The 17,743-nt window shown below is 40.9% G+C and carries 24 protein-coding genes, 2 tRNA genes and 1 pseudogene; 22 read left to right on the forward strand and 5 right to left on the reverse strand.

Annotated features, from left to right (window positions below):
* The first annotated feature begins 44 nt into the window (after nucleotides 1-44).
* The 7 genes from prmB to S3O_RS0107385 all read left to right on the forward strand — a co-directional run bounded on the left by prmB (nucleotide 45) and on the right by S3O_RS0107385 (nucleotide 4,760).
* Nucleotides 45-959 (forward strand): 50S ribosomal protein L3 N(5)-glutamine methyltransferase, encoded by a 915-nt coding sequence (prmB, locus tag S3O_RS0107360; protein ID WP_010598444.1) that lies wholly within the window; start codon nucleotides 45-47, stop codon nucleotides 957-959.
* Entirely contained in the window at nucleotides 940-1,989 is a 1,050-nt protein-coding gene (locus S3O_RS0107365; RefSeq protein WP_010598445.1) for an aspartate-semialdehyde dehydrogenase, read from the forward strand. Before prmB ends, S3O_RS0107365 begins: the two co-directional genes overlap by 20 nt.
* 107 nt (nucleotides 1,990-2,096) lie before the next feature.
* Nucleotides 2,097-2,558, forward strand: a complete 462-nt coding sequence (locus tag S3O_RS0107370) for a hypothetical protein (protein ID WP_010598446.1) — start codon at nucleotides 2,097-2,099, stop codon at nucleotides 2,556-2,558.
* A gap of 1 nt (nucleotide 2,559) precedes the next feature.
* Entirely contained in the window at nucleotides 2,560-3,621 is a 1,062-nt protein-coding gene (locus tag S3O_RS14290) for an ankyrin repeat domain-containing protein (RefSeq protein WP_050816861.1), read from the forward strand.
* Nucleotides 3,551-3,958, forward strand: coding sequence for a hypothetical protein (locus S3O_RS17790; protein WP_192805912.1), 408 nt, complete (start codon nucleotides 3,551-3,553; stop codon nucleotides 3,956-3,958). The genes S3O_RS14290 and S3O_RS17790 overlap by 71 nt, the downstream gene beginning before the upstream one ends.
* Before the next feature lie 205 nt (nucleotides 3,959-4,163).
* Nucleotides 4,164-4,397 carry a hypothetical protein gene (locus S3O_RS17395; protein WP_156792813.1) on the forward strand — a complete coding sequence of 78 codons (234 nt, stop codon included), beginning with the start codon at nucleotides 4,164-4,166 and terminating at the stop codon, nucleotides 4,395-4,397.
* A 147-nt stretch (nucleotides 4,398-4,544) separates the two neighbouring features.
* The gene (locus S3O_RS0107385; RefSeq protein ID WP_156792814.1) at nucleotides 4,545-4,760 is read left to right on the forward strand and encodes a hypothetical protein; all 216 of its coding nucleotides are present in this window, start codon (nucleotides 4,545-4,547) and stop codon (nucleotides 4,758-4,760) included.
* A 287-nt stretch (nucleotides 4,761-5,047) separates the two neighbouring features.
* Here S3O_RS0107385 and S3O_RS14295 read toward each other — a convergent pair whose 3' ends face one another.
* Nucleotides 5,048-5,659, reverse strand: a complete 612-nt coding sequence (locus tag S3O_RS14295) for a hypothetical protein (RefSeq protein ID WP_202798022.1) — start codon at nucleotides 5,657-5,659, stop codon at nucleotides 5,048-5,050.
* 199 nt (nucleotides 5,660-5,858) lie between these two features.
* Between S3O_RS14295 and S3O_RS17400 the strand changes: the two genes are divergently transcribed.
* Nucleotides 5,859-6,023 carry a hypothetical protein gene (locus S3O_RS17400; protein ID WP_156792815.1) on the forward strand — a complete coding sequence of 55 codons (165 nt, stop codon included), beginning with the start codon at nucleotides 5,859-5,861 and terminating at the stop codon, nucleotides 6,021-6,023.
* 610 nt (nucleotides 6,024-6,633) lie between these two features.
* Here the strand turns inward: S3O_RS17400 and S3O_RS0107395 are convergent.
* Nucleotides 6,634-6,978, reverse strand: a complete 345-nt coding sequence (locus S3O_RS0107395; RefSeq protein WP_010598449.1) for a hypothetical protein — start codon at nucleotides 6,976-6,978, stop codon at nucleotides 6,634-6,636.
* A gap of 1,090 nt (nucleotides 6,979-8,068) precedes the next feature.
* Between S3O_RS0107395 and S3O_RS0107405 the strand changes: the two genes are divergently transcribed.
* The 12 genes and pseudogenes from S3O_RS0107405 (at nucleotide 8,069) to S3O_RS17405 (ending at nucleotide 15,388) form a co-directional block, all read left to right on the forward strand.
* Complete coding sequence (locus tag S3O_RS0107405) at nucleotides 8,069-8,266, forward strand: hypothetical protein (protein ID WP_010598450.1); 198 nt, start codon at nucleotides 8,069-8,071, stop codon at nucleotides 8,264-8,266.
* A 244-nt stretch (nucleotides 8,267-8,510) separates the two neighbouring features.
* Nucleotides 8,511-8,587 (forward strand) — tRNA-Met (locus tag S3O_RS0107410).
* Nucleotides 8,588-8,801: 214 nt separating this feature from the next.
* Nucleotides 8,802-8,878, forward strand: a tRNA-Met gene (locus S3O_RS0107415).
* A gap of 239 nt (nucleotides 8,879-9,117) precedes the next feature.
* Nucleotides 9,118-9,579 carry a ribosome maturation factor RimP gene (gene rimP / locus S3O_RS0107420; RefSeq protein ID WP_029463719.1) on the forward strand — a complete coding sequence of 154 codons (462 nt, stop codon included), beginning with the start codon at nucleotides 9,118-9,120 and terminating at the stop codon, nucleotides 9,577-9,579.
* Between the two features lie 13 nt (nucleotides 9,580-9,592).
* Nucleotides 9,593-11,118 (forward strand): annotated as a pseudogene (gene nusA, locus S3O_RS14300) (transcription termination factor NusA).
* 167 nt (nucleotides 11,119-11,285) lie between these two features.
* Nucleotides 11,286-12,980, forward strand: a complete 1,695-nt coding sequence (infB, locus tag S3O_RS14305; protein ID WP_010598454.1) for a translation initiation factor IF-2 — start codon at nucleotides 11,286-11,288, stop codon at nucleotides 12,978-12,980.
* Nucleotides 12,952-13,302 carry a translation initiation factor IF-2 gene (locus S3O_RS18155; protein WP_010598455.1) on the forward strand — a complete coding sequence of 117 codons (351 nt, stop codon included), beginning with the start codon at nucleotides 12,952-12,954 and terminating at the stop codon, nucleotides 13,300-13,302. Before infB ends, S3O_RS18155 begins: the two co-directional genes overlap by 29 nt.
* Nucleotides 13,303-13,354: 52 nt before the next feature.
* Entirely contained in the window at nucleotides 13,355-13,732 is a 378-nt protein-coding gene (locus S3O_RS18160) for an EF-Tu/IF-2/RF-3 family GTPase (RefSeq protein WP_010598456.1), read from the forward strand.
* On the forward strand, nucleotides 13,732-13,920 hold the full coding sequence (locus S3O_RS19750) for a ribosome-binding factor A (RefSeq protein ID WP_010598457.1): 189 nt from the start codon (nucleotides 13,732-13,734) through the stop codon (nucleotides 13,918-13,920). Before S3O_RS18160 ends, S3O_RS19750 begins: the two co-directional genes overlap by 1 nt.
* Nucleotides 13,921-13,928: 8 nt before the next feature.
* Nucleotides 13,929-14,165: a ribosome-binding factor A gene (locus S3O_RS19755; protein ID WP_010598458.1), complete on the forward strand. Its 237-nt coding sequence runs from the start codon at nucleotides 13,929-13,931 to the stop codon at nucleotides 14,163-14,165.
* Nucleotides 14,137-15,081: a tRNA pseudouridine(55) synthase TruB gene (gene truB, locus S3O_RS0107445; protein WP_010598459.1), complete on the forward strand. Its 945-nt coding sequence runs from the start codon at nucleotides 14,137-14,139 to the stop codon at nucleotides 15,079-15,081. The genes S3O_RS19755 and truB overlap by 29 nt, the downstream gene beginning before the upstream one ends.
* 133 nt (nucleotides 15,082-15,214) lie before the next feature.
* Nucleotides 15,215-15,388 (forward strand): hypothetical protein, encoded by a 174-nt coding sequence (locus S3O_RS17405; RefSeq protein ID WP_156792816.1) that lies wholly within the window; start codon nucleotides 15,215-15,217, stop codon nucleotides 15,386-15,388.
* Between the two features lie 116 nt (nucleotides 15,389-15,504).
* Here the strand turns inward: S3O_RS17405 and efp are convergent, their stop codons facing one another.
* Together efp and orn are read right to left on the reverse strand one after the other, a co-directional pair.
* The gene (gene efp / locus S3O_RS0107455; protein WP_010598460.1) at nucleotides 15,505-16,077 is read right to left on the reverse strand and encodes an elongation factor P; all 573 of its coding nucleotides are present in this window, start codon (nucleotides 16,075-16,077) and stop codon (nucleotides 15,505-15,507) included.
* 19 nt (nucleotides 16,078-16,096) lie between these two features.
* Nucleotides 16,097-16,651 carry an oligoribonuclease gene (orn, locus tag S3O_RS0107460; protein ID WP_010598461.1) on the reverse strand — a complete coding sequence of 185 codons (555 nt, stop codon included), beginning with the start codon at nucleotides 16,649-16,651 and terminating at the stop codon, nucleotides 16,097-16,099.
* Between the two features lie 51 nt (nucleotides 16,652-16,702).
* Here orn and S3O_RS19760 point away from each other — a divergent pair, with 51 nt between their 5' ends.
* Complete coding sequence (locus S3O_RS19760) at nucleotides 16,703-16,975, forward strand: glycerol-3-phosphate acyltransferase (protein ID WP_010598462.1); 273 nt, start codon at nucleotides 16,703-16,705, stop codon at nucleotides 16,973-16,975.
* Complete coding sequence (locus tag S3O_RS19765; RefSeq protein ID WP_010598463.1) at nucleotides 16,951-17,307, forward strand: glycerol-3-phosphate acyltransferase; 357 nt, start codon at nucleotides 16,951-16,953, stop codon at nucleotides 17,305-17,307. The genes S3O_RS19760 and S3O_RS19765 overlap by 25 nt, the downstream gene beginning before the upstream one ends.
* A 214-nt stretch (nucleotides 17,308-17,521) precedes the next feature.
* Here the strand turns inward: S3O_RS19765 and S3O_RS0107475 are convergent, their stop codons facing one another.
* A complete protein-coding gene (locus S3O_RS0107475) occupies nucleotides 17,522-17,719 on the reverse strand; it encodes a hypothetical protein (RefSeq protein ID WP_010598464.1) in 198 nt (65 codons plus the stop codon).
* Nucleotides 17,720-17,743: the final 24 nt, after the last annotated feature.

Genomic DNA, 17,743 nt, shown 5'->3' on the forward strand with positions numbered 1-17,743 from the left:
AGGCTACCCTTGAACCCCATTAACATTCAGAGAGAGTTCACTTCGTGCCTTTATTTAAACCACCACGCACTCAGGCCGAAATCCAAAAGATGATGACCCGGTTGATGACGGTACGTGATTTTTTACGTTGGGGGTTAACACAATTTCAATGTTCTGAACTTTATTATGGACAGGGTACAGACAACCCTTGGGATGAGATTGTTTATTTGGTTTTGGCAACCTTAAAATTGGGCCCGATGTTGACTGAAGAAGAAAGTATTGCGCTGGTTCAAAAAATTGAGCAACGTATCCTGCAACGTCTCCCTACGGCTTATCTCGTTAATCAAGCTTGGTTTGCAGGCCTACCTTTCTATGTCGACCCGCGTGTTTTAATTCCACGTTCTCCTTTGGCTGAATTAATTGAACATCAATTTTCGCCATGGTTGGAGCAGGAAAGCATTGATTCGATTCTTGATTTGGGAACGGGCAGTGGTTGTATTGCGATTGCTTGTGCGGTGGCTTTGCCGCAGGCCAAGATCGACGCGGTGGATATTTCGCGCGATGCATTAAACGTGGCTGAGATGAACGTCCAACAACATCATTGTGCTGATCGCGTCCAATTGATTCAATCCGATGGGTTTGAAAATTTACAAGGAAGACGTTATCAATTGATTATTAGTAATCCTCCTTATGTGGATGCGTTGGATTTTGCAAATTTACCCGATGAATATCGACATGAGCCCGCTCTGGCATTAGCTTCTGGAGAAGAAGGACTCGATTTTATTCATACCCTGTTGGTTCAAGCGCCTGAACATCTCCAAGAAAACGGACTCTTGATCGTGGAAGTGGGGAACAGTAAATCGGCTTTAGTTCGGCATTATCCTCATCTACCTTTTATTTGGTTAGAATTCGAACACGGTGAGGCCGAAGTTTTTTTATTAACACGAGAGCAATTGATCCATGTCCAAAAAAAGATTTAATTTGGCGATTGTTGGGGCGACGGGTATTGTCGGTCGTGCTTTGTTAACATTACTGGCAGAACGTGATTTCCCAGTAGATGAATTATATTTATTAGCCAGTGCTCGTTCTTCTGGTGAAACGTTGAAGTTTAACAAGCACACTTATGAAGTCGAACCTTTGGAAGGGTTTGACTTTAGTCAAGTGGATATTGCTTTATTTTCAGCCGGCGCAGCTGTTTCTAAAGTGTATGCCCCGATTGCTGCAGAACAAGGCAGCATTGTCATTGATAATACTTCACAGTTTCGATATGACGAAGAGGTTCCGTTAGTTATTCCAGAAGTGAATCCACAAGCTCTGGCCGGTTATACTCAGCGAGGCATTATTGCCAATCCAAATTGTTCAACGATTCAAATGTTGGTCGCGTTAAAGCCACTTTACGATGCGGTAGGCATTCGACGTATTAATGTGGCGACTTACCAATCCGTTTCTGGCGCCGGTCGCGCGGCCTTTCAAGAACTGATTGATCAATCCGGACGTCTTTTAAATGGTCATCCGATCAAACCACCCAAAGCGATCCGTCAACAAATTGCTTTTAATGTGATTCCACAGATTGATGAATTTCAAGACAATGGTTATACCCGTGAAGAGATGAAAATGGTTTGGGAAACGCACAAAATATTTGAAGATACACAGATTCAAGTGAATCCGACGGCGGTTCGTGTTCCCGTATTTTATGGCCATTCTGAAGCGATTCACATTCAGACCAAAGCAGAAATAACACCTGAAGTGGCCAAACGACTCCTTAAAAAAGCACCCGGTGTCGTATTATTGGATCGTCTGGTCAGTGGAGGATATCCGATGCCGAGTTTGCAAACTCAAGAACGCTATCAAGATGCTGTCCTCGTCGGACGGGTTCGGCAAGATTTAACGGATCCTTGTGGTCTCAATCTTTGGGTGGTGTCGGATAATATCCGTAAAGGCGCGGCATTAAATACGCTGCAAATTGCCGAGATGTTAGCTGAGAAATATTTAGGGGGCGAATCCCATTAAAGGAGGGGATAGGGTGGATTGTCAATGCGAGAGAGATAGATTTAGAGTCTATCACTATTTTAGGTTAAAATAATTTCACGCATCGTTCTTTTGCTAAGGTTATGGGTATGTCTGATTTACTTAAAAAAATACACAATCTAAACCTGGGACAAAATCACACCGCAGCGAATCAGTTTCGACACGCTGTGTTAGAAAGCAAGAAGGACGAAGACGATGACGGCGCCGGCCGGATTACTTTAGGTGTTGACGAGATGGACGCCTATTTAAGGGCTTTTTTTACTCAGCAACGTCGACAAGGAGAAAAAAAATGGGGCCCAGTGCCTTTTACAGAAGATCCGAATCATTTATTGGGCCGAAAAAGACCTTCTTCTGGGTGTGGCGGTGAGTTACCCTCTAGTCATCCTTTGCTGGCCCATAGTCAACAATTTAGTGGCGATGACCCGAAACTAACCGCCAATCCTGAACAGAATGAACAAGCGAAAGAGCGTTATCCAGAATTACGGAATGAAAATCGCTTGCGTCAAAGTAACAGTCTAGGACGAAGAAAAAGTGTAACGCTTTCTCGTTGATATGAATTCATTTGCCAACCAAATTTTATTTGGAACCTTAGAAAGCGTCGAAGCGTCTATTCAGGCCGGTGCTGATATTGAAGAAATCGATGAATATGGTTTTACGCCTCTGATTGAAGCGGCGATTGCAAATAAACCGGACGTTGCGGCGTTGCTTCTGGAATATGGCGCAGATATTCAGCAAACGGATGCGACGGGTCGTTCAGCATTACACTGGGCGGTGGATAATTGTAATTTACCGCTTTGTGAATTGTTGTTGGCAAATAAAGCGAATCCGAATGCGGTCACGATGGCGGGTCAACCGGTGCTTGTTTATCCATTACTTCGCCGACAAACCGAATTGAAACAACTCCTTTATCGTTTTGGCGCCAAACTGAGTTTTGCACAAGATTTTATTTTGGCGAAGCTCATTGGACATCGCTATGAATTATCCGGTACGGTCGATATCGTTAATCCGCAAGGACGCTTTATCGAAGTCGACTATGAAGGATTTTTTTTAGAGTTTACACTGGATGTGATCATCGATTCATTACGCCGGTATAAGAATCATTTTTCAGCACGGTCGTTGCGTGCACAGTTTAATCAATTTACGCAAATCATCGATGCGTTTACGACGGCACAAGCCTTACTCCAGTATCAACGTTATACGATTAATATCGAGCACTACCGACATACGATTGATGCTTTATTGGAGCAGCAAACACTTTTGTTGCTTCCGGTCGCGTATGAAGGGCATGCGATTTCATTTATCAAATATAAATCGTGGTTGATTCGCTGTGATCGCGGTGAAAATAGTCAACGGGAAGGTACGGTAGTGATCTATCGCATCAATTACCTTGATCGATGGAATGCTGAGTTCATTAAAAAAATAATCTATCAACGACAAACCCGCGAATTTATCACTAAAACGATTCACCACGTGTTAGGATTAACGGTAATCGGGCATTTGCCTATTCCACCGCAAACGCAAGGGAATTGTTCTTGGGCCAATCTTGAAGCCAGTATTCCGGCGATGCGGTTTATTTTTACATTTCAAGCCCAGCGAAAGGGATCATTTCAGTGAGCCGCATTTAGAGCAAGCACTGCAGTTTTATCAGGCTTGGCGTGATTGGGATAGAGCACGTGCTTTTGAAGAGTGTTTGCACGGTTTTTATGAAGGGGAGTCCGCACGCCAGGTTTTTAAAGCTACCTTGTTGGCGGCACTGTTGTTTCAAAATGCAATCTATTATCGACAACATCTTGCAGAGGCTGAAAAAGTCTTCAAGATTTTAATACAACCGGATTATCGGTTTCTTATAGAAAGTTATTTGAGTGTTTATTGGCAGCGTAATCCGACACAAGCTGGAAAAAACTTTGTTGAGTTGATGGAGCTCTGTGGTGTGGCGTTATATAAGCAATGATGTTTGTTTTGTCTGCGTGTAAATGCTGCAAAAAATGGGATATCAAGCGATCTAACCTTTAGGGAAAAAGTAGAATGAAAACCTCGTAAAAAAACCAGTCTCTCGTTCTGAACGTCCGGCCACAGCAAAAAAACTGTTCGCCCATTTTGCGCAACAGTCAGCGACCACTCCAGAAGAATCATTAATTCCGCACCCACAAAAAAATATGTGTGCTTCGACAAGCGCTATACCTCCTGTTACCGAGTTACAGAATGATTGTCCCGTATTGAGAGCGACGCTTCGGAAACCCTTGCCCGCAAACACAGTTTCAATTTCTTCCTTGTCTAAAGATAATCCGATGCAAATATTCGCTTCTTTTGAGTCCTCTTTTTTAGAAGCAAGGGATAGTCGTTATGCAAACAGCAGCGCTTCTTTTTCCAAAAATACTTCATTGAGATAGTTTTTCGGGAAAACAGCCAATCGAAGTGAGTCATCGCGATAGAAATCTATCCCTATATAACCCATCTTCGATCTGTCGCAGGCAGGCATCGGTTATTAAGACGTTCCCCGGCTATTCCACGGCACGCACTTTGCCGCGGTTAATGATTTGCATGAGATACAAATGAGCTCTTCGGCAACGCTAGTAAAATTTTTTCATGGGCGTGCTCGTTCGCCGGTTTTTAGCTGCATGGTCGAATTAGGATCCTTTTCGTCAGACTTAGTTGAGGTTGGACTCCCAATCAATAAAGCCTCTTCTCCACAATTAAACGTCCATAAAGCAAGAGCGGCGCAGTTACAAAGTTCACAAATAAAAGAAAAATGACAACAACCCCATTTTCTGGAGAACCGATGATGCACAATCACTCAGCGTGGTGCATACAAATTTATGGATTCTAGGAGTTATGCATTGACAGGGATTCGAAATTTTGTATATGAAACAATAAAGTTTCGAATCGTAGTTAAATATAAATTTCCTCTAAGTTCATACCAATGAGAAATAATGCGATTGAAACGTAATAGCTCGAGTTCAATAAAAGCTTTTAACTCACAAAGTATATGATTTTTAATTGGATTTTCATTATGCACTTGAAAGCGTTCAATGTGACCCAGCTATTTAATAGCACGATGGAATTGTTCAATCCGCCAATGAGTGTTATGAAGCCTTTCAAAATCAACGGGTGTTATTGATGCAAGATTATTTAATTCATCCGTGCTTAAAATGCAGTAACGATATGTGTTTTTATATAACTGTCTAACTACCTTGACCATACCGTAATCTTTTAAATACACAGTATGTATTGCACCAGAAGACCAATCTTCAAATTTTTGTATTGGAATGTATTTTCCTCGTTCTGATGAAATAATGCGATTACTTTCTACCCCAAACATAAAATTCAATTTCTTTCCTCGAATGAATTTCAAGTTCTCCAGGCTGGGGTATCGGTAGTTAACCGGCACAGAAATACCGTGAATATCTGTATAGAATAGCGTAATGATATTGATTCCTTTCACAACAGCATGGTGTTTCCCTGACCAAAAATAATCGATAAATTTTGCTTTCTTGGAGTCGCTATAGGGTTTGTCTAATACAGAATCATCTACACTCAAAACTCCTCTTGACCACTCTATCTTATCCGTTTCTTCTGCAAATAAATCTTGCGGACCGAAACGTTCTCTTTCTAAAAATCGATTAATACTATCGTGTGATACGGCTTCCATCACTTTGGATAACCTCATACAACTCGTGTAATTTGGCTCACTTAATAAATACGATACATAGAGTTTTTTATTGCAGCGTGCTGTCGATCGCTTTGTCTTTACTAGCATTTTATAGCAGCATTTGTCAATGCGTAACTCCTATGAAATACATTGCTCTTTTTCATAAGACCTCTCGATGAGAAGGATAGCATTGCGCAGCAATGTGAGTGGAAGCGCCCACGATAGGAGGTGTGCGTTGCTGGGCGAAGCAGGCAATATATCACGCCGTAAAGTTATTGATAGGGGCGGGCGTATAAAGTACTTTGATGAAGCGCGCGTGCATGCCGGATGTCGAACGAATCGTGGTCACTGTCGTCACGTGATTTGAACTAATTTTAAGGTTAAAGTCGCTAAAATTTTTCGTGATTATAACGAGGTACTAGTTGAAAAAATCGTATAAATAATTTACTTCTTGTTTTTATATATAATAATTTGTGATTTTAATATATGTAACTTCTTTTTACTGGAAGAAAAGTATTTTTTTGAGACGGCTCAATTAGTGTCTCTGCTACATTAATAAGACTAGCTCATATTTAGATTGATTTTTGACTGATATTTTACGGCTAGATAATGAAAATTTACTCGATTTGATTAAAGTATCTTCCACTCAAGTATATTACGCTAACAGTCGCTTCACTCTTTCCATTAAATGATTCATTGCAAACCGACAAGGGCATCTTCAATACGATTCTGCGTAAAGCAGAGCACTTTTCGATCATTATTTTTAGTATTATAGTGTTATTCTCGTATCAAATAACTGCAGGATGCTGCTAAACTATTGATATTAAACATAATAAACCTGATAAATAAAATAGAATTTACTTCACTTCTATCTATCAGGATGCCTATATGTCAAGACTGATCATGCTCACGACGTATCTAAAAAGATAGCGTTACGGGCTTTTCATATGGATTATTCTATTTTAATGTTATTTTTTCTAATGATTTACTGGAACATTTTGATTTTCTACGCCCATTTCTCCTTCTGCGGTGTAAAATATATTCCATCGAGTCTGGGAACAGTCACCTGGAATGTTTAGATTATGAATACGTTTTACGTCAAGAGTGGATACGCCTAATATATAAGCTGTTAACAGATATAGGTGAGAGGAGAAAAGATTTTCTGGCCCTGCATTAATTAACATAAGATAATAATTAGATTTCATAGCTTGACGTACAAATCTTAATGCTTCAAAAATAAGAAAAGAATCTTGTATTAAAGTATTTTTCTTATACTTCTCTCTGCCAAAAATTTGACGAAACCAATAACTTAATATTTGCAACCAATGAACTATTCTCCATGAGTCACTTGAGTAAATAGGTTTATCTTCCTTTTTAGTAAATTCTTTAGGAAAAAAATAGCGGAGTGTGTCAATTTCCGAATAATGACAAATAATAAGTGCAGTTAAACAATAGAAAAAGTCAATATTTCTAGTTTTATGTTCTATATCATTCGGATCAATATTACAAGTATAGCGTTGTTGTCTGAGGTAACAAGAAAGTTCTTTTTTCCCTAATTTTTTTATGTCTAAAAAAAATTTTTCTACTCTAGGAAAAAACTGTAACTCATAGTTATCCCTTCCGGGTTTAAACTTTTTTATATCTTTAAAAAAATTATTTGTGATATCAAGCGTTTTTTTCTAATACCTACTATATTTCTTATAGGCATAAAAATCCTCCTAATTTCATAATCTTCCATATAATACTAACACTATAAATATTACTATTTTATTTATAAAAAATAAAACAATTAATTTAATTTTTAAATTAAAAATAATAAATTAATTAGTTAAAATAAGTTTTATTCCTTTAATAAAATGAATCGATTAGAATTAAACTCTCAAGAATATTATATGAAAAAGATGATTAAATTTAATGAAATCGAGTAAATATAGAAAATACGGTAGTAGTATAAATAACTATTTTATATATACTAATCAGTTTTTATAATTAAAATTAATCTTTTTTGTGCACTCTTTAACTCAATCCATAAGCATGCTAATAAGAGCAAGGGTAAGTTAAAAATAAGTGTTTTGCATACAGAAAAAAATAAAAAACTAAAGGGAATTAAATATGAAAGAGATAGACAACGTACTTTTTTATATCCTATAGCTTTTTAATTCAATCTTTCTCGACAAAACGTTCAGATACGATAGTCGAGGACGGACAGACGGATAGGACTCATCACTTATTGCCTTCGCTTACGCCCGAGCCATTTTTATTGTCTAAAGGGAAAGTCTCCTTTTAGAAAATAGTAGTTTAAGTGTCGTTCTTCAGAAAGAGGGTGATTATCGAGAAAATAAAAAACGAACACTCAGTTTTGCAAATCAAACCTTACCGTTTAAAAAGAGAAAGTGGCTTTGGCGGTTTACTTTGAAAAAAGATTTCCGTGCTGAGGCAGGTAATGAAGATGTTTTTGTAGAGAATAAAACTGAAATGATGTCAACGTGGTTACCAGAGCAGATTTTTTTTAAATTGAACGTTTCTGCTCTGGATGTTGTCAGTGCAGATGAAGAAGGTGTGAATATTAATTCTTTGAAAATTGATCTGGACCGACCGGATACCCCTTGATGAAAAATAATAGGAGATTTGTTGAATGAAGGTTACCCGAATCCAGGTCAAACAAACCGATAAAAAATCGGCTTAAATGGAATAATTACCCGACTGGATTTTTCTCTATTGTGAACAAAATCATAAAGAGAGTCATTGCGTGGTGGTGGAGATATTCCGTTGTTCAATAGAGAAACAATCGATTAACTGATAAAAAAGTAGCTGGTTATTTAGAGAGGACTCAGGTAGAATCCGATGCTTCTATCGCGGGGTGGAGCAGTCTGGTAGCTCGTCGGGCTCATAACCCGAAGGCCGTAGGTTCAAATCCTACCCCCGCTACCATCTCTGTGTTGTCAACGCTACGCTTTTTTCTGAGTATAGAGCTTATTTATCCTCTCTCATAAGCCGCGAAGAGTGAATCCGTTCCACAGATTTTCTTCGCTAGGCTTCGGTTGTCTCATCAATAATCTACATTGTACGAGGTTTCTTTTAGCCTCTTTAAACCCTTTTCCCATTGTATTGAACGTGCTTTCTGGGGTATACTCGCTGCCACTATCGCGGGGTGGAGCAGTCTGGTAGCTCGTCGGGCTCATAACCCGAAGGCCGTAGGTTCAAATCCTACCCCCGCTACCAATTTTGCATGAAACGGGCCCCAATTAGGGGCTTTTTATTGGTTAGACTGAATTTGAATAGCAGAGAAAAGCTAAGCACAAATACAAGAAAATGTGGTTCTTTTCACTTTGTTTACAGGGTTGTCTTATCTAAAATAGTTTTCGCTTGCAACAAGCTGAAATGTTTCCAAAAAATTAGGAAAAAATACTTGAATGCAAGTCGCCGGCTTTAGCCGTGGAAAGAAATTTGATTAGTGAATCATGATGAAAAATAGCATTACAATAGAACAAATTATTCGCCCTGCCATCGAAAGTTTAGGTTATGAGCTATGGGGTTGTGTTTGCTTGACGCAAGGAAGACACAATTTATTACGCGTGTATATCGAAAGTGAAAAAGGAGTTAATTTAGGTGATTGTGAGCGGGTTGCGCGACAAATTAAAGCCTTGATCGAAGTGGAAGAGGCGCTGCCGGCTGATTTTCTGTTAGAGGTTTCTTCACCTGGAATCGATCGACGTTTGTTTACGCTGGCACAATGTCATCGTTTTATCGGTGCGAACGTGGCAATTCAAACGCACTATGCCATTGAGAATCAACGAAAGTGGAAAGGCATACTCAAATCCGTTGAGGGCGAGCACCTCACTTTAAGCCAAGAGACAGGTGATTTGGTATTAAAGTGGGATAATATCCTGCGCGCAAATATTTTGCCTGAGATAAATAAATAACCGGAGGCAGGCTGTGAAAAAAGAAATTTTGTTAGTAGCAGAAACCGTATCGAACGAAAAAGAAGTCGAGAAAGAGCTGATTTTCGAAGCGATTGAAGCGGCTTTGGCGATGGCCACTCGAAAAAAAGCAGGCCAAGATATTGATGTGCGTGTTGCGATCAATCGTCGGACAGGTGACTATGAGACGTTTCGTCGTTGGACAGTGGTTTCGGATACTGCAAATGAGTCTTCCGAAGAGGATCCCTTTGATCCTTTGCGTCACCTACATTGGAGTGAAGCGAAAAAACAAAATCCCGCGCTTAATTTGGGTGATGTCATAGAAGAACCCATGCCTTCTGTGGAATTTGGTCGTATTGCCGCACAAACAGCTAAGCAAGTGATTATTCAAAAGGTCAGAGAAGCCGAGCGTGCGAAAATAGCCGAAGCGTACCGCGAGCGGATCGGACAACTGCTTTCGGGCACCGTCAAACGAGTGATGCGAGATGGCTTGATCCTCGACTTAACAGGAGGCGTTGAAGCCTTTATCCCGCGAGAAGAATTAATTCCTCGTGAGGAAGTCCGTTCCGATGATCGACTGCGTGGTTATCTCTATCAGGTCAACCCACAGATTCGTGGCCCACAATTACTCATGAGCCGTACTCGTCCTGAAATGTTAATTGAACTTTTTAAAATAGAAGTTCCTGAAATTGGTGAAGAATTAATTGAAATAAAAAGTGCCGCTCGTGACCCAGGATCTCGTGCTAAAATAGCGGTTAAAACCAATGATGGTCGAATTGATCCGATCGGCGCTTGTGTTGGAATGCGTGGTGCACGTGTCCAAGCGGTCTCCAGCGAATTGGGGGGGAACGTATTGATATTGTATTATGGGACGATAATCCGATTCAACTCACGATTAATGCCATGGCCCCGGCCGAAGTCGTGTCCATTGTTGTGGATGAAGATACGCATGTTATGGATGTGGCGGTTCAAGAAGACCAGCTTTCACAAGCGATTGGTCGGAATGGACAAAACGTACGTCTTGCCAGTGAATTAACGGGATGGACGATCAACGTCATTACGGTTGAAGAAGCGGCCAAAAAAGTTGCGCTTGAATCCGAAAACTTACAAAAGCTATTTATCGAACAATTAGGGATTGATGAAGAGTTAGCACAGGTGCTGGTAAGAGAAGGGTTCACGAGTTTAGAAGAAATTGCTTATGTTGCAGAAGATGAACTGCTCGAGGTCGAAGAGTTTGATGAAGAACTGGTGAGTGCCTTGCAAAATCGTGCGAAAGAAATCTTAGCTGAGAAAACCACCGTAGCAGAAAAAAGTGGTGCGCAAAACGTAACGGTCAATCAGGATTTACTTTCGCTAACTGGCATGACTGAAACGTTAGCACAACAATTAAGTAAGCAAGGTGTCTCTTCTCGTGAAGCTTTAGCCGAGTTATCCATCGATGATTTACTGGATCTCGTTGAGTTGAGTCGAGAACAAGCCGGCCAATTTATTATGGAAGCACGGGCACATTGGTTTGCTAACGAACAGGATACGACAAAGTAAGTGTATGAACATCACTCGTTGAAAAAGAGGGCTTTAATGTAAAAAAGGGTTGCGTGCAGAAAAATCTGCTTAGAATAAGAACGTTCAGAGGGGAGTTCACTGCTGCCCCAGAATATAAATTGATTAAGTTTTCGCTAAGCTGCCTATAAGGGCAGGAGAGGCATTGCATGACAGATGGTATGAATGACAAAGTATCGAATAATACGCTTTCTAACGCTGAACAGGGGACCACGTCTGATCAACCACCGAAAAAGTTGATTACGTTAACTCGCACCAGCAAAAGCAAAATGAAAATTAAGGATACTTCGGGTAAGGCAAAAACCATTGAAGTGCAGGTGCGCAAGAAACGAACGTTCGTCAAGAGTAAGGAAGGTTTGATTGATGAAGAAACGAATCGTGAAAACGAAGCACGTGAGAAAAAATTACAAGAACTCAAAGAGCAAGAGCGTTTAGCGGAACAAGAAAAAGCACGTCAAATTCAGGCGCAGCACGAAGAGGCGACGGCGCTGGAAAAAATCTCGACCGCAGTCGTTCAAAAAGACGAACGTGTGGCCGAACACACGGCGACAGAGCGTGTACCGGTTGAATCGCCTCAGGTGATTGAAACCACAAAAGAAACGGCTCCCGTTGTCGCGGATGAAAAGCAGAAAGTGGAAACCGTTATTTTAACCGCGACAAAAGGGAAAGCGGAACGCGAAAAGAAAAACAAAGCCCGAAATATCAAAGAAAAAGAAATGACCAAATACCGACACAAGGGTGTTTTTTTACTTGAAGACGAACAAAATGATTTTCGTCCCCGTAAAAAAGGAGGACGTCAGCGACGTGCCGATCAATTACTCCAACAACAGTTTGAAAAGCCGACGGCGGCGGTCAAATACGAAGTCATTATTCCTGAAACGATCACGGTGGCTGAGTTAGCGCAAAAGATGTCGGTCAAAGCGGCTGAAGTGATCAAAGTATTGATGAAGTCGGGGATTATTGCAACGATTAACCAACCGCTTGATCAAGATACAGCGATTTTGATTGTCGAGGAAATGGGTCATAAAGCGAAGCCAGTCAGTGCCAATGCGCTTGAAGAAGGCTTAGCGCATACCACGCAAGAACAAATGGGTGAATTACATGCTCGGCCGCCGGTGGTCACCATTATGGGGCACGTTGACCATGGAAAAACCTCGTTACTCGACTATATTCGGCGGACGAAAGTTACGCAAGGCGAAGCCGGAGGGATTACCCAACATATTGGTGCGTATCATGTTAAGACGCCAAAAGGGGTGGTCACCTTTCTGGATACGCCGGGTCACTCAGCATTTACTGCGATGCGTGCCCGTGGAACACGGGTCACCGATATCGTTGTATTGGTGGTCGCCGCGGACGATGGGGTGATGCCACAAACGATTGAAGCGATTCAACATGCTAAAGCGGCGAATGTGCCGATTGTGGTGGCAATTAATAAGATTGATAAACCGGAAGCCGATTTAGATCGGATTAAAAATGAATTATCGAAACACGGTTTAGTCCCGGAAGAATGGGGAGGCGATACGATGTTAATCCCCGTCTCAGCAAAAACTGGGGTCGGTATTGATGATCTACTTGATTCCTTGTTGATTCAGGCCGAAGTGCTTGAGCTGAAAGCGCCACAAGAAGGTCCTGGACAAGGGATTGTGATTGAATCTCGTCTGGATAAAGGACGCGGTCCTGTGGTCACCATCCTAGTGCAGAAAGGGAAATTATCCAAAGGTGACCTCCTGCTTGTGGGGACCGCACACGGTCGTGTGCGTGCGTTGCTCAATGAACGAGGGAAAATGATTCAGAGTGTCGGGCCTTCTATGCCGGTTGAAGTACTCGGGTTATCCAACGGGTGATGAAGCCGTTGTGGTGCTTGATGAGCGTAAAGCCCGAGATGCGCTTTTCCGAGAAAGTAAATTACGTGAAAATAAACTTGCTCAGCAGCGTGCACTGAAGACCGGCGATGTATTCGGTCATTTAGAAGATGGGCAAGCCAAAGTACTCAATCTTGTATTAAAAACCGATGTTCAAGGCTCCGCTGAAGCGTTACAAGAAGCATTGAATAAACTTTCAACCTCTGAGGTGAAAGTGAAATTGGTTTATGCCGGCGTCGGGGCGATTAGTGAATCGGATGTTAATTTAGCGTTAGCTTCAAAGGCACTCATTTTTAGGATTTAATGTTCGAGCGGATGTCACCGCAAAACGGATTGTTGAGCGTGAAGGTCTGATTATGAATTATTATAGTGTGATCTATGACCTGATTGATCAAGTGAAACAAGTGATGAATGGCTTGCTTTCACCCGAAATAAAAGAAAACATGCTCGGCACCGCTGAAATTCGTGAAGTGTTCCGTTCCGCTAAGCTGGGTGTGATCGCCGGCTGTATGGTGACACAAGGTATTGTGCGACGTAATGCGGCGATTCGTATTCTGCGTGATAATATTGTGATTCATGAAGGGGAACTCAATTCTTTACGTCGTTTTAAAGATGATGCCGCAGAAGTAAGAAGTGGTATGGAATGCGGGATCGGCATTAAAAATTATCCAGATATTCGTGTGGGTGATGTCATTGAAGTATTTGAACGCACCTCCGTGGCTAGGACGCTCTAATGGCGGCTGAATTTAATCGTACGGAGCGGATTGCTGAAGCGATTCAAAAAACGCTCACCCAAATTCTATTACAGAAAATAACTGACCCAACGTTACGGTTTATTACGTTCACAGCGGTTAAGGTTTCTCGTGATTTGTCATTTGCAGATATTCAATTTAAGCGTCTTCTCCTCAACAAAAGGCGCTGAGCGAACAAATGACGCTAAAACGTCTGCAGCAATTGTCAACACGGTTGCGGTACTTATTAGCCCAACAACTTAATCTGCGTATTGTCCCAAAGTTACGTTTTTTCTATGATCACGATCAAGAAAAAAGTCTACATTTGCACAACTTAATTGACCAAGCAGTAGCACAAGACGAAAAAAACGCGCAAAATAATTTTATTCTATTTATAACAAAATCTTATGTATCGGTCGACTCACGCCTTAATTAAAACAGAAAAAAAACTCAAACGATCGATTAATGGTATTCTTTTACTCGATAAACCCAAGGGATGGAGTTCAAATAAAGCCTTACAAGAAGTGAAATCATTGTTTAACGCGAAGAAAGCGGGTCATACAGGCAGTTTAGATCCGCTCGCAACCGGCTTATTACCGATTTGTTTTGGTGAAGCCACGAAGTTTTCACAATTTTTGTTAGAGGCCAATAAAGCGTATCGTGTTCAAGCGCTTTTAGGCTCGAAAACCACTACAGGTGATGCCGAGGGTGAAATTATCCAAACTCGGCCTGTCGATCCGGCATGGCTTGAACAACTTGAAGTGATTTTGCCACATTTTCGTGGAACAATTTCCCAGTTACCACCGATGTATTCAGCGTTAAAATTTAATGGTAAACCCCTGTACACCTTAGCTAGACAAGGGATTACGATTGAACGTCCGACACGGGAAGTCACCATCCATACACTTAAATTACTCGATAGCACTGCAACCACATTAGACTTGGAAATTCAATGCAGTAAAGGGACTTATATTCGGACTTTAATTGAGGATATCGGTGAAGCGCTGGGATGTGGTGCTTATGTTCAAATGCTGCGCCGCATTGGTGTGGATAGCTACGGCCAAAGCGAAATGCTCAATTTTGAAACATTGCAAACATTGAGTGAAGAAGCACGTGATCAGAGTTTACGACCCTTAGATAGCCTATTACCTTTATGGCCGACGATCCGCTTATCTCAAGCGGCGGCTTATTATCTCTGTCGCGGACAAGCTATTTTACTCCCTGAAACACCTAAATCAGGTTGGGTACGTCTTGTCAGTACCGTAACCAATCAGTTTATTGGAATAGGGGAGATGCTGGCTGATGGTCGAGTTGCGCCACGACGGTTACTTGAATTACGGCATTTAGCTTAAAAATCTGTCAGCATTTGACCGAATCTACAAACAAAGAACGCTTAACTTTTATACAAACGGTGACCTTCGATGGCAATTGGAGAGGACTTTGCTATGCTTAACTAAAGAGAAGTATCGACAATAGGAGCCCAATATGAATATGAATAAAGGCAACCACTTTCAACATAACAAAAAGCAACAAAAACATCCTTCACAAGGTGGTGGTACACCACATTCGCCAGGACAACATGTTGATAAAGATAATAAGCATAATCCAGGCCAACAACACGATAAGTCACAATGGCCGGGACAAAAGGATAAGTGTTAATAGATAAAATATACTCATATTTTAGCGAACTCAAGGTAGAGAAGGGGACGTAGTTTATACGTCCCGTTTTATTTATAGCGGAGGTTATTTGAGAAAAGAAAAAAGTGCTTGAGTGATTAATCTTCTTTCACACGCGCTAAGTAGGTAGCGGTTCGCGTATCGACTTTAATCATTTCACCCATTTGCACAAAAAGCGGGACCCGGACGACTGCGCCGGTTTCTAGGACAGCGGGTTTTCCGCCTCCGCCCGAGGTATCGCCACGTACACCTGGATCGGTTTCAACAATCTTTAAAATAACAAAATTAGGGGGGGTGACGGTCAGCGGTGCGCCATTAAATAAAGTGAGAACGCAAAAGTCTTGTGCTTTTAACCAAAGTTTCGCTTGAGTGACGACTGCTTCATCCGCCGCATATTGCTCAAAGGTTTCTGTCGCCATAAAGTGCCAGTTTTGATCGTCGTGATAGAGATATTGCACTTCAATATCAAAGACGTCCGCTAAGGTGAGCGTCTCTCCGGATTTTAAAGTCCGTTCAATGACACGATTATTTTTTAAATTACGTAATTTAATTCGATTAAAGGCTTGTCCTTTGCCTGGTTTGACATATTCGTTTTCAAGCACGACATAGGGATCGTGTTCCAGCATGACTTTCATGCCGTTTTTCAGTTCATTTGTGCTACAGTAAGCCATGATAAGTCTCTTTCTAAAGTTAAGGTTCACCAAGATTAAAAAAATGTTCCCGATAATAACGTAATTCTTCGATAGAATCGCGAACATCTTCTAAGGCTAAGTGCCGAGATTTGCGTTTGAGGCCGTCGGTAATCCGTGGCTTCCAACGGTGAGCAAGTTCTTTGAGGGTACTGACATCGAGATTTCGATAATGAAAATAACGTTCTAAGCTGGGCATACAGCGCGCTAAAAAACGACGATCTTGACAAATACTATTTCCACACATCGGTGATTTATTGGGTGGGACATGTGTCATAATAAAATCTAACGTTTCTTTTTCGGCGATTTGCTCTGAAATGGCGCTTGCTCGGACGCGCTCGAGGAGCCCAGAGCCCTTATGTTGTTTTTTATTCCAATCATCCATTGATGCTAAAATAGATTCTTCTTGAAAAATCGCAAAGACGGGGCCTTCCGCTATAATCTCCAGCTGCGAATTGGTGATGATGGTGGCGATTTCAATGATTTTATCTTGAGTGGTATCGAGCCCGGTCATTTCAAGATCGATCCAAATTAAATTATCGGCTTTAGGCGTCATATTAGGCTCTATAAATTAGCTACAAAGCCACCATTATATCGGAAAAAAACTATGCTGTTCTTCTTATTTTTTAGTTTGTTGGCCTATTTGTTGGGCTCACTCTCGAGTGCTATTTTAATTTGCCGTTTTTCTGGGCGCCCTGATCCTCGTTCACAGGGTTCAAAAAATCCGGGCGCGAGTAACGTCTTAAGAATTGCTGGCAAACGGTATGCCGTCCAAGTATTACTTTTTGACATAGTGAAAGGTTGGCTACCTGTTTTTCTAGCAAAACAGCTTGGTATGGGGATGCCTTTTCTGGGGTGGATCGCTTTTTTTCTTTTTTAGGCCATTTATATCCACTTTTTTTTAAATTTCGTGGTGGCAAGGGCGTGGCGACTGCACTGGGTGGATTGTTGGCATTGGCTTGGCCAATCGCTGCGGTCGCCATACTCAGTTGGCTGGTGATGATTGTGTTATTTCGGATTATTTCACTGGCTTCTATTAGCGCAGCCGGAGTTGTATTCGGATATGCTTTATATCAATTATCTTTTCAAAATAACTTACCGATTCTTTTAATGAGTGTATTATTAATTATTCGTCATCATCCGAATATACAACGCTTATTCGCTGGAAAAGAAACAACAATTACGAACAAAATAAATAAAAAAAATAATTAAATCATTTTTTATTTTTGAAAAAAATAACTAAAATAATTCTTTTTATGAGGGGATTTTTATGTTAACCTAATCTTCTATTAAGCGTACAAAATTACGCACGTGAAATTTAGTGAATTAAGGATAAATAACCCTCATGACTATACAAAAAAGGATTTACACCATATTTTTCCTGAGTTAAGCAATACTAAACTCAAGTTAATTTTTTACCATCTTACTAAAAAAACTCCTTAGAATGCACAAAATGGCAAAGTTTTTGCAAGAAAGAGCGGTCTTCTCCTTGTAAAGAAATTGCTGATAAATCTTTTTTTGTTTCAGATCCGTCTTCAACAAAGAAAACAACGGAAGCCTCTAAAAGCGATTTAGATTCATTTCTATCCTCAATTAAACCACTCCGAGAAAAAAATAAACTCAAATTATTTACGTTAACGATTCCAAA

This window comes from Rickettsiella massiliensis 20B (genome assembly GCF_000257395.1).
Classification (GTDB): Bacteria; Pseudomonadota; Gammaproteobacteria; order Diplorickettsiales; family Diplorickettsiaceae; genus Diplorickettsia; species Diplorickettsia massiliensis.

Coding starts and splice junctions, on each gene's coding strand:
- truB (WP_010598459.1), top strand. CDS start 14,137: ATGTATCGGTCGACTCACGCCTTAATTAAAACAGAAAAAAAACTCAAA.
- S3O_RS19760 (WP_010598462.1), top strand. CDS start 16,703: ATGCTGTTCTTCTTATTTTTTAGTTTGTTGGCCTATTTGTTGGGCTCA.
- S3O_RS0107370 (WP_010598446.1), top strand. CDS start 2,097: ATGTCTGATTTACTTAAAAAAATACACAATCTAAACCTGGGACAAAAT.
- S3O_RS19750 (WP_010598457.1), top strand. CDS start 13,732: ATGGCGGCTGAATTTAATCGTACGGAGCGGATTGCTGAAGCGATTCAA.
- S3O_RS0107365 (WP_010598445.1), top strand. CDS start 940: ATGTCCAAAAAAAGATTTAATTTGGCGATTGTTGGGGCGACGGGTATT.
- S3O_RS17395 (WP_156792813.1), top strand. CDS start 4,164: ATGTGTGCTTCGACAAGCGCTATACCTCCTGTTACCGAGTTACAGAAT.
- rimP (WP_029463719.1), top strand. CDS start 9,118: ATGATGAAAAATAGCATTACAATAGAACAAATTATTCGCCCTGCCATC.
- infB (WP_010598454.1), top strand. CDS start 11,286: ATGACAGATGGTATGAATGACAAAGTATCGAATAATACGCTTTCTAAC.
- orn (WP_010598461.1), bottom strand. CDS start 16,651: ATGACGCCTAAAGCCGATAATTTAATTTGGATCGATCTTGAAATGACC.
- S3O_RS17405 (WP_156792816.1), top strand. CDS start 15,215: ATGAATATGAATAAAGGCAACCACTTTCAACATAACAAAAAGCAACAA.
- efp (WP_010598460.1), bottom strand. CDS start 16,077: ATGGCTTACTGTAGCACAAATGAACTGAAAAACGGCATGAAAGTCATG.
- S3O_RS14290 (WP_050816861.1), top strand. CDS start 2,560: ATGAATTCATTTGCCAACCAAATTTTATTTGGAACCTTAGAAAGCGTC.
- S3O_RS19755 (WP_010598458.1), top strand. CDS start 13,929: ATGACGCTAAAACGTCTGCAGCAATTGTCAACACGGTTGCGGTACTTA.
- S3O_RS18160 (WP_010598456.1), top strand. CDS start 13,355: ATGAATTATTATAGTGTGATCTATGACCTGATTGATCAAGTGAAACAA.